Genomic DNA, 13,390 nt, shown 5'->3' on the forward strand with positions numbered 1-13,390 from the left:
TCAGCTCTTCGGGGTGAGGTCGAAGGCGGGGTAGGACGGCGTGGACAGCCCGAAGCCGGACGACGGGTAGCCGGACGGTGCGGGGGATGCCGTGGGGATGCCGTTGTCGTCGCAGAGCTGGGGCGCGGACGGCGCGAACACGTGGTAATCGACCACGCGCTTGGTCGGGAAGGTGACGTCGTCGCCGACGATCGTGTTGCCCGTGCTGATCTTGGTCGGCAGTTCGCGGTTCTTGAGCGGTGCGCCGACGTAGATCGCCTCCAGGAAGCCGTCACAGGGGCTGGCCTTGGCCGAGGCGAAGCCCTTCGGCGGCTTCACGTCGTGGACCTTGCGGCCGTCGATGTGCAGTTCGGTGCGCTTGAGGAACTGCAGGGCGTAGTCGTAGTTCACCTCCCTCGAAAGCGGGTCGGCGGCCGAAGTGGCGCTGGACGGCCGGTAGTTGACGCGCCAGTACTGGACCTGGACGGTCACCCGGTCGCACAGGGGCCCGTCGAAGCCGGGCATGGACTTGGGGAACCGGACCTCTCCCGGGCCCAGGGCCGGCGTGCCGACCTGCCCCCAGTCGACCCAGTCCACCGCCTTCGCCGTACTCCACTTCGCGTTCGGATGGCAGCCGGCCGCGTTCGTGGGGTAGATGTCCGACGGTTTGACCGCAGGGGTGGGCGAGGCCGTCGAAGGGGTGGTGGCCGGGGCCGCCGCGGTTGTCGTCGCGGAGGGGCTGGAAGCGGCGTCGTCACCGCCCCCGCCGGAACAGCCGGCGGCCGCCAGCACCGCCGCAACGATCACGGCCGCACGAACCCGTCTGTGCGCAGTGGTCATCCCGCTTTCCCCCCGTCCACCCGATGGGCCACCATGCTCCCAGGTGAAGTTGCCCGTCGGCCATGACGGAAAACTCACGTTTCGCGGGGTTCGAAGCGGGGCCGCGAGCCTCACCCGTGCCGCCCTTGGACGTACTGACAGCCCGTCAGGACGGGGCGGCACGGGCGGCCCCGGCATCGACCCGGGCTAGGGCCGTGCGGGGCCGGGAGCGTCGCCGATGTGGGCGGCGCGCTGACGAGCAGACCGGCGAGCGCGGACGGGAGGAGCCGCCATGATCCCTTCCCACCTGCTTCCCGAGGACAGGCTGAAGAACTACTGCCTCGGCTTCGCCGACACGCTGATCGCTCGCGCCGGACTGGAGGCCCGCAGCCAGGCGGCGATGAAGTCCAATCACGCCAAACTGTTCGCCGGCGGTTCGACCTGATGGGTTCCTGGATCTGGCGGTTCGCTCCATCTGCTTCGGCCTGGCCTTCGTACGCTTCCGCTGGGACCGATGGCTCCCCAGCCTGGTCGAGGCATCCGTCGCCACCGGAACCCTCTGCTACCTGCTCGGCTGGGCGCAGCTGTCCTTCGCCTTCTCCTCGCATGCGTGCCCCGACCACTTCGACCGGACCCCCATCGCGCGCTTCGACCGTCTCCGGGATCACTGCCTTGATGTTGCGTTGACGTAGGTGGGCCCGGTTGCCGCGGGACGAGTAGGCCTTATCGGCGGCGACCGCGTCCGGCCGGGTGCGAGGGCGGCCGAGCGTGAAGCGTGGGCCCGCCAGTCGTTTCTCCCCGGATTCTCCCCGGCGTTCACCGACGACCAAAAGACCAGGTCAGGGGCCCGCCGCCAGCAGGGCGAGGAGATCACCCGCATCACTTCTCCCGGGGACTCCCCACGGCCGATCCTCGCTCGATCCGCAGTGGATGCGTGAGCAAAGTGTGAACAGGAACTGAGCGTGGCGCGAGGGACTAGAGCCAGTCCCGTCGCTTGAAAATCACGTACAGACTGGCGCAAACCACCCCCATCAAGCCGATCGCGAAGGGGTATCCGAAGGTCCAGCCAAGCTCAGGCATGTGCTCAAAGTTCATGCCGTAGATAGTTCCTACGAGTGTGGGAGCAAAGAGAATCGCCGCCCAGGACGAGATCTTCTTGATCTCCTCGTTCTGTTCGAAGCCCGCCTCCGCCAACGCCCGCATCTCGGCGTTCTGTTGCTGGGTGACCAGCGTCGCGTTGACGGTGAGAATGTCGGTGAGGGCCTGGCGGAAGCCGTCCACGCGTTCGCTGGTGTGGGTGACGTGGTCGGCGACGTCGCGGAGGTAGCGCTGGAGCTCCTCGTCCGTGCGGTACTTGGCGAAGCCGGCCATCAGGCTGTGGAGCATGCCGACCAGCGGACGGGTGGCGCGCTGGAACTCGACCATCTCGCGCGAGAGTTCGTAGATACGGCGGGACACCGCGGGGTCGCCGCGGAAGACCTCGGTCTCGATCTCGTCGATGTCGTTCTGGACGCCGGTGACCACCGGGACGTAACCGTCGACGACCGAGTCGAGGATCGCGTAGAGGACGGCCTCCGGTCCGAGCCTCAGCAGTTCCGGGCTGCCTTCCATGCGGCGGCGCACCGCCGAGAGGTCCGGCGCGGCGCCGTGCCGGACCGTGATCACGAAGTCCGGTCCCACGAAGACGTGCAGCTCGCCGAAGTCGACCTCCTCGACCGCGTCCAGATAGCGGGCGGCGCTCAGCACGACGAAGAGCGTCTCGCCGTAGCGCTCCAGTTTCGGACGCTGATGCGCCTCCATCGCGTCCTCGACGGCCAGCGGATGCAGGTCGAACTCGGCCGCCAGCGAGAGGAGTTCGGCCTCCGTCGGACGGGCCAGGCCGATCCACGCCATGCCGTGCGGATGCTTGCGCAGCTCACGGAAGGTCTCGGCCAGCGACGTGGGCGTCGAGACCCGCACCCCGTCGCGGTACAGCGCTGACTGGACGACGCTGACGACATCGGCGGGCTCGGGCGCGGGAGCGGAGTCGTGCGGCGCCGGAGGCTGCGGCGGCGGCGCGGCCGGCGGGGTCAGGGCGCGGCGCCAGAGGGACTTCCGCACGGCCTTCGCACCGTTCGGAACCTCGGAGTTCTTCGTCTCCGCGGAGCTGTTCGTGTCCCGCGTGCTCTTCCGGTTCTTCGAGGCTTGGCGGGCGCGTCGCTCGGACATCGCGGCTGCCTCCAGGGTCGAACGTACATCTGTGTGATCACGGAGCAGGATATACGGGGCAAAGAGTCAGCGAGTGCCCGGCGGCGTCGGGATCGGGATCGGGCGAGAGTTGCGGACAGGAGGTGTCCGCAAGCAGCGTTAGCGTGCCGGACATGACGAAGACGACCGCGACGGCCCCCGTGCTCGGCACCCGCGCGCTCAACCGCGCGACCCTCGACCGTCAGCTCCTGCTCCGCCGCTCCCCGCTGTCCGCGACGGCCGCCGTCGAACACCTACTGGGCCTCCAGGCGCAGAACGTGAAGCCGCCGTACTACGCCCTCGCCGCCCGGGTGGACGGCTTCCGGCCCGAGCAGCTGTCGGCCGCCATGGAGGCACGCGAGGTCGTACGGATCGTCACCATGCGCTCCACCATCCACACGCACACCGCCGAGGACGCCCTCACCCTGCGCCCGCTGGTGCAGGCCGCCCGCGACCGGGAGCTGGGCCAGTTCCGCAAGGGGCTCACCGGCGTCGACCTGGAGCGGCTCGCCGCGGTCAGCCGTGAGCTGGTGGAGACCGAGCCGCGCACCATGAAGGAGCTGCGTGAGGCGCTGCTCGCCGAGTGGCCGGACGCCGATCCGTTCGCCCTGTCCATCGCGGCCCGCTGCACCCTGCCGCTCGTCCAGGTCACCCCGCGCGGTCTGTGGGGCCTCAGCGGCCAGGTCGCCCTCACCACCGCCGAGCACTGGCTGGGCCGCCCCGCCGAACCGGCCCCGGCACCCGACGGGACCGTGCTGCGCTATCTCGCCGCCTTCGGCCCCGCCTCGGTCAAGGACATGCAGACCTGGGCCGGCCTGACCCGGCTCCGCGAGGTCTTCGAACGGCTCCGGCCCCGCCTGACGACGTTCCGTGACGAGAACGGCGTGGAACTCTTCGACCTGCCCGACGCGTCCCGGCCCGACGCGGACACCCCTGCCCCGCCCCGCTTCCTGCCCGAGTTCGACAATCTGCTGCTGTCCCACGCCGACCGCTCCCGGGTCGTCCCCGCCGACCTCAAGGGGCGTTCCTGGCAGGGCAATCAGGCCTACTGCACCCTGCTCGTCGACGGATTCCTGTCCGGCCTGTGGAAGCTGGAGGCGGGCGAGCTCGTCGTCGAACCCTTCGGCCGGTTCACGAAGGCGCAGCGGGACGAGGTCACGGCGGAGGGGGAGCGGATGCTCGCGGCGATGCACGAGGGGGAGGGGTACGACCTCCGGTTCGGCACGGTCGCACGGCCTTGAAGCCCTGCCGCGGTGTGCGACCTGAAGTGCCGGCGGACGGTTGGGGGGCTGCGGGGAAGCAGCCGTCCGCCGGCAAGTGTGAGGGCCACCGAGCGGAGACCGAGGTGGAACCCGTGAGGAGGCCGAGGTGGAGGCCGAGGGGGAGGCCCAAGTGGATGAGGGGCGTTGCGGACCGCTCGTGGAGGCTCGCAACGCCCCTCGGCTTTTACCTGAGGGGTACTCAGGAGATCATTGGTTACTACGAGTTGACCTGCGCGGTCACCAGGCTGGAGAACGTCGTCAGGCGGGTGTAGACACCCGGGTAGCCGGCCTCGGCGCAGCCTTCGCCCCAGGAGGTGATGCCGGCCAGCACGCCACCGATGAGCAGCGGGCCGCCGCTGTCGCCCTGGCAGGTGTCGACGCCGCCGGCGGTGTAACCGGCGCAGACCATGTCGGAGGCCACGTAGTTGGAGCCGTACGAGCTCGCACAGCTGGAGTCGGACACGATCGGGACGGTCGCGGTGCGCAGCTGGTTGGAGGAGCTGCCGTTCTCCGCGGTGGTACCCCAGCCGACGATGCGTGCCGTGGTGCCGGTCGCGTACAGGCCGGTGTCCGAGGTGGAGACGTACTGCGCCGGGGTGTACGACATGGACGTGGACAGGGTCAGTACGGCCACGTCGTCGCCGTTGGTGGCGTCCGTGTAGTCGGGGTTGATCCAGATCTTGCTGACCTTGCTGACGGTGCCGTTCGTGCCGTTGAGGTAGGTTCGGCCACCCACCACGCGGATGCTGCCGGTGGTCTCGTCGGCCATGCAGTGGGCCGCGGTCACGACCTTGTTGGCGGCGACGAGGGTGCCGCCGCAGAACTGGTTCTGCGAGGCGTCGGTGATCTGCATCATGAACGGGTACGCGGTTGTCGTGGTCGTCGTGCCGCCGACGATGGGCTGGGGCGCGGCTGCGGCGGAGGGGGCGCCGAGCAGCGTGGTCGCGGCGGCTGCGGCGGTCGCCGCACAGACGGCGGCGGTCTTTTTGACGCGGTTGAGCCCGAACATCGGTCTCCTTGAAAGTTGCCGGTGGGGGGACGCGCGGGTGTGGGGGGTGAGTCACGACGCCCCTGGGTGGGGTGTCGTGTGCCCGAGCGAGCGGCACGCCCACACGCTAGGGCGTGGGACCGCTCCCTCCCAATGAGGGAACCCCCTAGTGGAGATGGGGGAGGGAAAACCCTTGCCCGGGGCGAGCGGTGTTTGACGCGGGCGCCGTCCGGTTGGTCCCGGCCCGGGGGCCCCGCCCGTCTGACGCCCGTTCACCCGAAGGAGTCACCCAGCAGCTCTACCGCCCTGGCCGGGAGCTCTACCGTTCCAGGCCGGAGTGTCACCGTTCCGGCCCGCAGTCTCACCGGTCCGGCCGCTTCCCGCCAGGGCCGCGTCACCGTCCCGGCCTGCACTTCCGCCGGCCCGGCCGCTTTCCGCCGCGGGCGGCGTCAACGTTTCGGCCCGCATCTCTGCCGGTCCCGCCGCTTACCGCGTGGGCGGCGTCACCGTCCCGGCCCGCGCCTCCGCCAATCCTGCTGCTTCCCGCCGCGGGCCGCGTCACCGTCCCGGCCCGCATCTCCGCCGGTCCAGCCGCTGCCCGCCGGGGCCGCGTCATCGGTCCGGCCCGTACTTCCGCCGGTCCGGCCGCTTACCGGCGGGGCTTCGTCACCGTTCCGGCCCGTACTTCCGCCGGTCCTGCCGCTTCCCCCCCCGGGGGGTGCGTCACAGACCCGGCGGCGGCGTCACCGGACGGCCCGCTTCGCACCGGAGGCGCATCGCGGTTCCGGTCAGCGGTCTCGCCGAACGGAGCCGCTTCCCGCCGTCATCCGCCGGAGGTCTCAGCCGGGCCTGCGCTCCGCCGCCAGCCGCACGATGTCCACCCGCGACCGTATCCCCAGCTTCCGGTACACCCGGGTGAGGGTGGCCTCCACGGTCTTGACGCTGATGAACAGGCGCGCGGCGATCTCCCGGTTGGTGGCGCCCTCCATGACGAGCGCGGCGACCTGGCGCTCGGTCGCCGCGAGGGTGTCGAGGGCGGCGGAGGCGAGGGGCGGAGCGGCCGGCCGGGGCGCGGACGCCGTCTCGACCTGACGGAGCCAGGGCAGCGCACGGCACCGGCGGAACAGCCGGGCCGCCTCGTCGTACGCCGTGGGTCCCGGGACGGGGGTCCCCCCTGCCCGAGCGGAGGCGAGAGCTTGGGGGAGGGTGCGCAGACCGGCGAGGGCGTACGCGGCGCGGGCCTCCTCCAGGCCGTAGCCCAGCTTGGCGAGACGGTCCTGCGCGGAGGCCAACTGGCGTTCCGCGGGCCCCTGTTCGCCGCGCGCGGCGCGGACCAGGGCCTCGGCACGGTCGAGCACGGCGAGCACGCTCTCGCGTTCCAGCCGCAGCGCGCGTCGGCGGGTCACGTCGATGACGTCCTGCGCCTCCGCGGTCTCGCCGATGCGGACCAGGGCCTCGGCGAGGTCCCCGTGCCAACGGCCCCGGGCGGGGTCGATGACACCGAGTCCCTCCTCCAACTCCCGGACCCGGCGCAGGGAGTGGACCGCGGCGGACGCGTCCCCGGCGACCAGCTGGGCGTGCCCGAGGGCGCCCAGGGCGCGTGAGAGGTAGACCAGGTCGCCGTCCTCCTCGGCGCGGTCCACCGCCTCGTGGGCGAGGGCGAGCGCCCGGTCCACGTCACCGCCCGCCGCCTCGGCGAGCGAGGTGAACATGGCGGTGGCCGCCTCGCCGATGCCGGTGTCGCGGGCCAGCCTGAGGCTCTCCCGGGCCAGGTCGAGGGCGCGGCCGCAATGTCCGGAGCGCAGTTCGGTCTCGGCGAGACCGCGCAGGAAGTGCAGCTCGCTCTCGACCATGCCGCGCCGCTGCACCTCGCGCAGCAGTGCGGTGATGGCCGTACGGGCCTCGGCGAGCCGGTCGCCCATGATGAGCCAGCGGAACCGGGCGGCGCCGGCGCCGTTGTGGTCGCAGGCGACCCGGGGGTCCTGCGGCTCGCGCATCGCCCGCTGGATGGTCGACGGCGCGTCCGGGTGCCCCATCAGGGTCTCCATCTGCGCCTGGAAGCCGAGCGCGAGGAGTTCGGTGCGCCGGTCCCCGGCACGTGCCGCGAGCCGCGCGGCCCGGGCGGCCTCCTCGCGGGCCTTGGTCATCTCGCCGTCCATGAGCAGGGCCCGCCAGGCGAGTTGGTAGCGGACGAGGGCGACCAGGCCGGGGTCGTCGCCCGCGTCGGCGAGCGCCTGCGGGAAGACGGCGTCGATCTCGGCCATGGCCTGCCCGGCGGCGTCGACGACGACCATCCAGGCCCGCACCCGGTCGGCGGGGGCGGTGGCCCGGGACAGCACCTGGCGCGCGATGTCCCGTGCGAGGTCCGTCTCCCCGGCCGTCAGCGCGTCCTCGGCCGCCTGCAGGCGCCGCTCGTCCGGGCCCGGCCGGGTGTCGGCCGGTGTGTGCCGGGCGGCGAGCAGCCCGAGCCCGACGGCGACGGAGGGGGCGCCGCGGTCACGGGCGGCGGCCGCGGCCTCGCCGAGCCGGGCGGCGACCGCGGGGTCCGTGCCGGTGGTGGCCAGGGCGAGGTGCCGGGCCCGTTCGATGGGATCGGAGGCCGCGCGGGACAGGGCGGCGTGCGCGGCGCGCCGTTCCTGGGCGTCGGCCTCCGCGTACAGGGCGGCCGAGACGAGGGGGTGCGCGAAGCGGATGCCCGGCGTCTCGCGTTCGGTGGCGAGGAGTCCGAGCGCGGTGGCCGAGGCCGTCTCCGCCTCGGCGTTCTCCCGGCCCGCGGCATGCAGCAGGGCCAGTGTCGGGCGGGCTCCCGCGCTCACCACCAGCAGGGTGCGGCGTGCCTCGGCGGACAGCATGTCGAGACGGCTGAGGACGAGCGCGCGCAGGGACGTCGGCACGGGGAGCGGCTCGCCCGGACTCGGCCGGGTCGGGGACTCGGCGAGGGCGCGGCCCAGCTCCAGGGCGAAGAGCGGGTTGCCGCCGCTGGTGCGGTGGATGTCGCGCACGGTGGAGCGGGGCAGACCGGTGTAGCCGCGCTGTCCGAGGAGTTCGGCCACCTGGGTGCGGGCCAGCGGGGCGACCCGCAGGGCGAGGGTCTCGGGCACAGACGCGCGCAGAAAGCGGTCGTGGTCCTGTTCCTGCGGCTCGGTCTCCGTACGGACCGCGCAGAGCATGCGGACCGGCGTGCCGCCGAGCCTGCGGGCGGCGAAGCCGAGCAGTTCGGCGCTGGCCGGGTCGAGCCACTGCAGGTCGTCGGCGACGATCAGTACCGGCCCCTGGGCGGCCAGGGCGCGGAACGCCGACAGCACCGCTAGCCGCAGCGCGAGACCGTCGCGCTGGAGGGTGGATTCGCCCCGGCCGGTGAGCGCCGACTCCAGGGCGGTGCGCTGCGGGGCGGGCAGCCGGTCGGCGATCTCGTCGACGACCAGACCGAGGAGGTCGGCCAGCGCGAGGAAGGGGAGATGGGATTCGGACTCGGTGGCCGAGCACCGCAAGACGGTCCGGGCCGATTCGGCGCATTCGGCGGCCAACGCCCGCAGGACGGTCGACTTTCCTATTCCCGCCGGCCCGTGCACGAGCACACTGCCACCGCCGGAGAGCTGTTCACGCGCCCCGGCGAAGAGTTCCTCCCGGCCGATGACCAGGTCGGGGCGCGGTCTCGCAGGTTCCTTGAAGTCCCCTCGCACGGTCACCGCTCCCCTCGTGTGTCGTGTCCTGGCCAATATTAGGCAAGGTCTCTTTGAATTTCGGACAGTCTGGGTGGTGAGGGAAATAACAGATGTCGCGCATAAGTCATTTCACGGTCCGGTCGATTGAATGGGGAGCGCCAGAACGGATGGTCCGCTAGGGCAGCACACCGGCCCGGCGCGCCGCGACGACCGCCTCCAGACGGGTATGCGCGCCGAGCCTGCGCATCGCCGAGCGCAGATACCCCTTCACGGTCTCCGGACGGAGCCCGAGCCGCTCGGCGGCGGCCGCGTTGGTCGCGCCCGCCGCGACACAGGCGAGGACGTCCACCTCCCGCGGAGCGAGTCCGACCTCGCGCTGCACCCCCGTGGACGGTGCCGCCGCGTCGGCCAACCGGCCGCACGCGGAGAGGAGTTCGGCCCGCAGCTCCGGGTCGGCGATCCGTGGCGCCAACGCCCGCAGCGTCCCGTGCGCCTCGCGCACCCGCTCCCATGCCGCACCTCCCGTCGCCGCCGTACCCGGGCCGGGCTCGCGGACGACGCCGAGCAGATCGCGTGCCTCGTCCCGGACGACGAGTGCCTGTTCCACGTCCCGGGCCGCCGCGACGGCCGCCCCCAGCGTGCGGTCGCCCAGGGGCTGCGCCGTCCGCAGGGCGCCGTACAACACCCCGCGCACCCGGCGCCGTACGACCACGGGAACCGCGAGGACGGAACACAGCCCCTCCGTCGCCACCGCCGTGTCGTACTCGTGGCTGATCTGCCGCGAGGCCGAGTAGTCGCTCACCGCGCAGGGCCGGGCGAGGGCCACCGCCTTGCCGCCCAGGCCGTTGCCCGAGGAGACCGCGAGCGCGCTCAGCGCGGGCGTCGCCGTACCGCTCAGCTCACTGATGCGCACCAGCCGGCCACCGGAGTCGACCAGGCCGCCGAAGGCGACCGGCAGCCCCGTGGCACGGCGCAGCCGTACCAGCGCTGCTCGCACTTCCACCGACTCGGCCGTGTCTGCTGCCACCTGCTCTCCCCTTCATCGCGGCCCACCCCCGTTCGGGGGTGGTGAGACCTGCATCACGGAATACACGATGGTAGGCGGCGGTCCGGCAACGAGGAGGACACATGACGGCGACAACGGGCAGGGCGGACGAGTTCCGCGTCGCACGGGACTTCCTGCTGGAGCACCGCGCGGACTACACCGCGGCCTACGAGGGCTTCAGCTGGCCCCGCCCGGAGCACTTCAACTGGGCCCTCGACTGGTTCGACGTCATCGCGCGGGACAACGACCGCACCGCCCTGCACATCGTGGAGGAGGACGGCGGACGTGTCGAGGTCTCCTTCGCCGCGATGTCCGAGCGCTCCGACCGGGTGGCCAACTGGCTGCGCGACCGGGGCGTACGGGCCGAGGACCGCATCCTCGTCATGCTCGGCAACCAGGTCGAGCTGTGGGAGACGGCCCTCGCCGCGATGAAGCTGCGCGCCGTCGTCATCCCGGCCACCCCGCTGCTCGGCCCCGCCGACCTGGCCGACCGGGTCGAACGCGGCCGGGTGCGACATGTCGTCGTGCGGGCCGAGGACACCGCGAAGTTCGACGAGGTGCCCGGCCGCTACACCCGGATCGCGGTCGGCGGCACGCGCCCGGGCTGGCAGGCGTACGAGGAGACGGCCGCCGCCGACGCCGCCTTCGAGCCGGACGGCCCCACCCACGCGGACGACCCCCTGATGCTCTACTTCACCTCGGGCACCACCGCCCAGCCCAAGCTGGTGGAGCACACCCACGTCTCGTACCCGATCGGCCACCTGGCCACCATGTACTGGATCGGGCTCAAGCCCGGGGACGTCCACCTGAACATCTCCTCACCCGGCTGGGCCAAGCACGCCTGGTCGAACCTCTTCGCGCCGTGGAACGCGGAGGCGACCGTCTTCCTGTACAACTACACCCGCTTCGACGCGGGCCGTCTGATGGCGGAGATGGACCGGGCCGGCGTCACCACCTTCTGCGCCCCGCCCACCGTGTGGCGCATGCTCATCCAGGCCGATCTGAGCCTGCTGCGGACCCCGCCGCGCGAGGTCGTCGCCGCGGGCGAGCCGCTGAACCCCGAGGTCATCGAGCAGGTCCGGCGCGTCTGGGGCGTCACCATCCGCGACGGCTTCGGACAGACGGAGACCGCCGTCCAGGTGTCCAACAGCCCCGGCCAGCCGCTCAAGACCGGCTCCATGGGCCGGCCCAGTCCCGGATTCCGCGTCGAGCTGCTGGATCCGGTCTCGGGCGCGCCCGGCGCGTCGGAGGGCGAGATCTCCCTCGACCTGTCCGAACACCCCGTGGGCCTGATGACCGGCTACCACGGCGACCCCGACCGTACGGCGGAGGCGATGGCGGGCGGCTACTACCGCACCGGGGACATCGGCGCGCGTGACGCCGACGGCTACATCACCTATGTCGGCCGCGCCGACGACGTGTTCAAGGCCTCCGACTACAAGATCTCGCCCTTCGAGCTGGAGAGCGCGCTCCTGGAGCACGAGGCGGTCGCCGAGGCCGCCGTGGTCCCGGCCCCCGACGAACTGCGCCTCGCCGTCCCGAAGGCGTACATCGTCCTCGCCGCCGGCTACGAGCCGGGCCCCGACACCGCCAAGGTGCTCTTCGAGCACGCCCGTACGGTCCTCGCGCCGTACAAGCGCATCCGCCGCCTGGAGTTCGGCGAGCTGCCCAAGACCGTCTCCGGCAAGATCCGCCGGATCGAGCTGCGCGAGGCCACGGCCGCCGGCTCGGACGCCGAGTACCGCGAGGAGGACTTCCGGTGAGTGAACTGTCGTACGCGCACGGGACGAGCGGCACGGCGCTGCTCGGCGACACCATCGGGGCCAACCTCGACCGGGCGGTCCAGGCCTGGCCGGATCGCGAGGCGCTCGTCGACGTGCCGTCCGGGCGACGCTGGACGTACGCCCAATTCGGCGCCGAGGTCGACCGGTTGGCGTGCGCCCTGCTCGCCGGTGGCATCGCCGAGGGCGACCGGGTGGGCATCTGGGCGGTCAACTGCCCCGAGTGGGTGCTCGTCCAGTACGCCACCGCCCGCATCGGCGCGATCATGGTGAACATCAACCCGGCGTACCGCACCCACGAGGTGGAGTACGTCCTCAACCAGGCCGGGATCTCCCTGCTGTTCGCCTCCCTCAGCCACAAGAGCAGTGACTACCGGGCGATGGTCGAGGAAGTGCGGGGCCGGTGCCCGCGGTTGCGGCAGGCCGTGTACTTCGGCGACCCGAGCTGGGACGCGCTGCTGAGGCGCGGAACCCCCGACCGGTACGACGAACTCCACGAGCGCGGCGCCGAGTTGTCCTGCGACGACCCGATCAACATCCAGTACACCTCGGGCACGACAGGTTTCCCGAAGGGGGCCACGCTCTCCCACCACAACATCCTCAACAACGGATATTTCGTGGGTGAGTTGATCGCCTACTCCGAGCAGGACCGGGTCTGCATCCCCGTGCCCTTCTACCACTGTTTCGGCATGGTGATGGGGAATCTGGCCGCCACCTCGCACGGCGCGTGCATGGTCATCCCCGCGCCGTCGTTCGACCCGGCGGCGACACTGAAGGCCGTACAGCAGGAGCGGTGCACATCGCTCTACGGTGTACCCACCATGTTCATCGCGGAGTTGAACCTCCCGGACTTCGGGGCGTACGACCTGTCCACTCTGCGCACCGGCATCATGGCGGGCTCGCCCTGCCCGGTCGAGGTGATGAAACGGGTGGTCGCCGAGATGCACATGGAGGAGGTCTCCATCTGCTACGGCATGACGGAGACCTCGCCCGTCTCGCTCCAGACCCGCCGGGACGACGATCTGGAACACCGCACCGGCACGGTCGGCCGGGTCCTGCCCCACCTGGAGGTGAAGGTCGTCGACCCGGTGGACGGGGTGACGCGGTCGCGCGGCACCGCGGGCGAGCTGTGCACCCGCGGCTACAGCGTGATGCTCGGCTACTGGAACGAGCCCGAGAAGACCGCCGAGGCTGTCGACGCGGGGCGCTGGATGCACACGGGCGACCTCGCGGTGATGCGTGAGGACGGGTACGTCGAGATCGTCGGCCGCATCAAGGACATGATCATCCGAGGCGGCGAGAACGTCTACCCGCGCGAGATCGAGGAGTTCCTGTACGCCCACCCGAAGATCGCCGACGTCCAGGTGGTGGGCATCCCCCACGAGCGCTACGGCGAGGAAGTGCTCGCCTGTGTCATCCCGCGCGATCCGGCCGACCCCCTCACCCTGGACGAGCTGCGCGCCTTCTGCGAGGGCCGGCTGGCGCACTACAAGATCCCCAGCCGGCTGCGCATCCTGGAGACCTTCCCGATGACGGTGTCGGGGAAGGTGCGGAAGATCGAACTACGGGAGACGTACGCGGAGTAGGCGCCCGGGGTGCCCGTGTTCTGCCCGTGCCCGGCCCCG

Annotated in this window: 9 protein-coding genes and 1 pseudogene; 4 read left to right on the top strand and 6 right to left on the bottom strand. The window is 71.7% G+C overall.

The genetic code is table 11. From position 1 onward, the window contains the following. Complete coding sequence (locus tag ACZ4N5_RS06265) at window positions 1–819, bottom strand: hypothetical protein (protein ID WP_467755949.1); 819 nt, start codon at window positions 817–819, stop codon at window positions 1–3. Window positions 820–1,090: 271 nt separating this feature from the next. On the opposite strand from ACZ4N5_RS06265, the gene ACZ4N5_RS06270 reads away from it, so the two are divergent. Continuing rightward, window positions 1,091–1,243, top strand: coding sequence for a hypothetical protein (locus ACZ4N5_RS06270; protein WP_467756326.1), 153 nt, complete (start codon window positions 1,091–1,093; stop codon window positions 1,241–1,243). A gap of 211 nt (window positions 1,244–1,454) precedes the next feature. On the opposite strand, the pseudogene ACZ4N5_RS06275 reads toward ACZ4N5_RS06270, so the two are convergent. Both ACZ4N5_RS06275 and ACZ4N5_RS06280 read right to left on the bottom strand, forming a co-directional pair. Next, window positions 1,455–1,574 (bottom strand): annotated as a pseudogene (locus tag ACZ4N5_RS06275) (IS5/IS1182 family transposase); the annotation flags it as partial. A gap of 199 nt (window positions 1,575–1,773) precedes the next feature. Then, window positions 1,774–3,006, bottom strand: a complete 1,233-nt coding sequence (locus ACZ4N5_RS06280) for a magnesium and cobalt transport protein CorA (RefSeq protein ID WP_467755950.1) — start codon at window positions 3,004–3,006, stop codon at window positions 1,774–1,776. Between the two features lie 152 nt (window positions 3,007–3,158). Between ACZ4N5_RS06280 and ACZ4N5_RS06285 the strand changes: the two genes are divergently transcribed. Continuing rightward, window positions 3,159–4,265: a winged helix DNA-binding domain-containing protein gene (locus ACZ4N5_RS06285; RefSeq protein ID WP_467755951.1), complete on the top strand. Its 1,107-nt coding sequence runs from the start codon at window positions 3,159–3,161 to the stop codon at window positions 4,263–4,265. 238 nt (window positions 4,266–4,503) lie between these two features. Here the strand turns inward: ACZ4N5_RS06285 and ACZ4N5_RS06290 are convergent, their stop codons facing one another. From ACZ4N5_RS06290 to ACZ4N5_RS06300, 3 genes are all read right to left on the bottom strand, one after another. Then, entirely contained in the window at window positions 4,504–5,295 is a 792-nt protein-coding gene (locus tag ACZ4N5_RS06290; RefSeq protein WP_467755952.1) for a S1 family peptidase, read from the bottom strand. Between the two features lie 818 nt (window positions 5,296–6,113). Further along, the gene (locus ACZ4N5_RS06295; RefSeq protein ID WP_467755953.1) at window positions 6,114–8,963 is read right to left on the bottom strand and encodes an AAA family ATPase; all 2,850 of its coding nucleotides are present in this window, start codon (window positions 8,961–8,963) and stop codon (window positions 6,114–6,116) included. Window positions 8,964–9,114: 151 nt separating this feature from the next. Continuing rightward, window positions 9,115–9,966 (bottom strand): helix-turn-helix transcriptional regulator, encoded by an 852-nt coding sequence (locus tag ACZ4N5_RS06300; protein ID WP_467755954.1) that lies wholly within the window; start codon window positions 9,964–9,966, stop codon window positions 9,115–9,117. Between the two features lie 101 nt (window positions 9,967–10,067). Between ACZ4N5_RS06300 and ACZ4N5_RS06305 the strand changes: the two genes are divergently transcribed. After that, on the top strand, window positions 10,068–11,747 hold the full coding sequence (locus ACZ4N5_RS06305) for an AMP-binding protein (protein WP_467755955.1): 1,680 nt from the start codon (window positions 10,068–10,070) through the stop codon (window positions 11,745–11,747). Continuing rightward, window positions 11,744–13,351, top strand: coding sequence for an AMP-binding protein (locus ACZ4N5_RS06310; protein WP_467755956.1), 1,608 nt, complete (start codon window positions 11,744–11,746; stop codon window positions 13,349–13,351). The genes ACZ4N5_RS06305 and ACZ4N5_RS06310 overlap by 4 nt, the downstream gene beginning before the upstream one ends. Window positions 13,352–13,390: the final 39 nt, after the last annotated feature.

Source organism: Streptomyces sp. NPDC026500 (assembly GCF_055567635.1).

Bases quoted from the DNA above. Each gene is read 5' to 3' on its own strand.
- ACZ4N5_RS06290 (WP_467755952.1), bottom strand. From the start codon at position 5,295: ATGTTCGGGCTCAACCGCGTCAAAAAGACCGCCGCCGTCTGTGCGGCG.
- ACZ4N5_RS06265 (WP_467755949.1), bottom strand. From the start codon at position 819: ATGACCACTGCGCACAGACGGGTTCGTGCGGCCGTGATCGTTGCGGCG.
- ACZ4N5_RS06305 (WP_467755955.1), top strand. From the start codon at position 10,068: ATGACGGCGACAACGGGCAGGGCGGACGAGTTCCGCGTCGCACGGGAC.
- ACZ4N5_RS06270 (WP_467756326.1), top strand. From the start codon at position 1,091: ATGATCCCTTCCCACCTGCTTCCCGAGGACAGGCTGAAGAACTACTGC.
- ACZ4N5_RS06280 (WP_467755950.1), bottom strand. From the start codon at position 3,006: ATGTCCGAGCGACGCGCCCGCCAAGCCTCGAAGAACCGGAAGAGCACG.
- ACZ4N5_RS06285 (WP_467755951.1), top strand. From the start codon at position 3,159: ATGACGAAGACGACCGCGACGGCCCCCGTGCTCGGCACCCGCGCGCTC.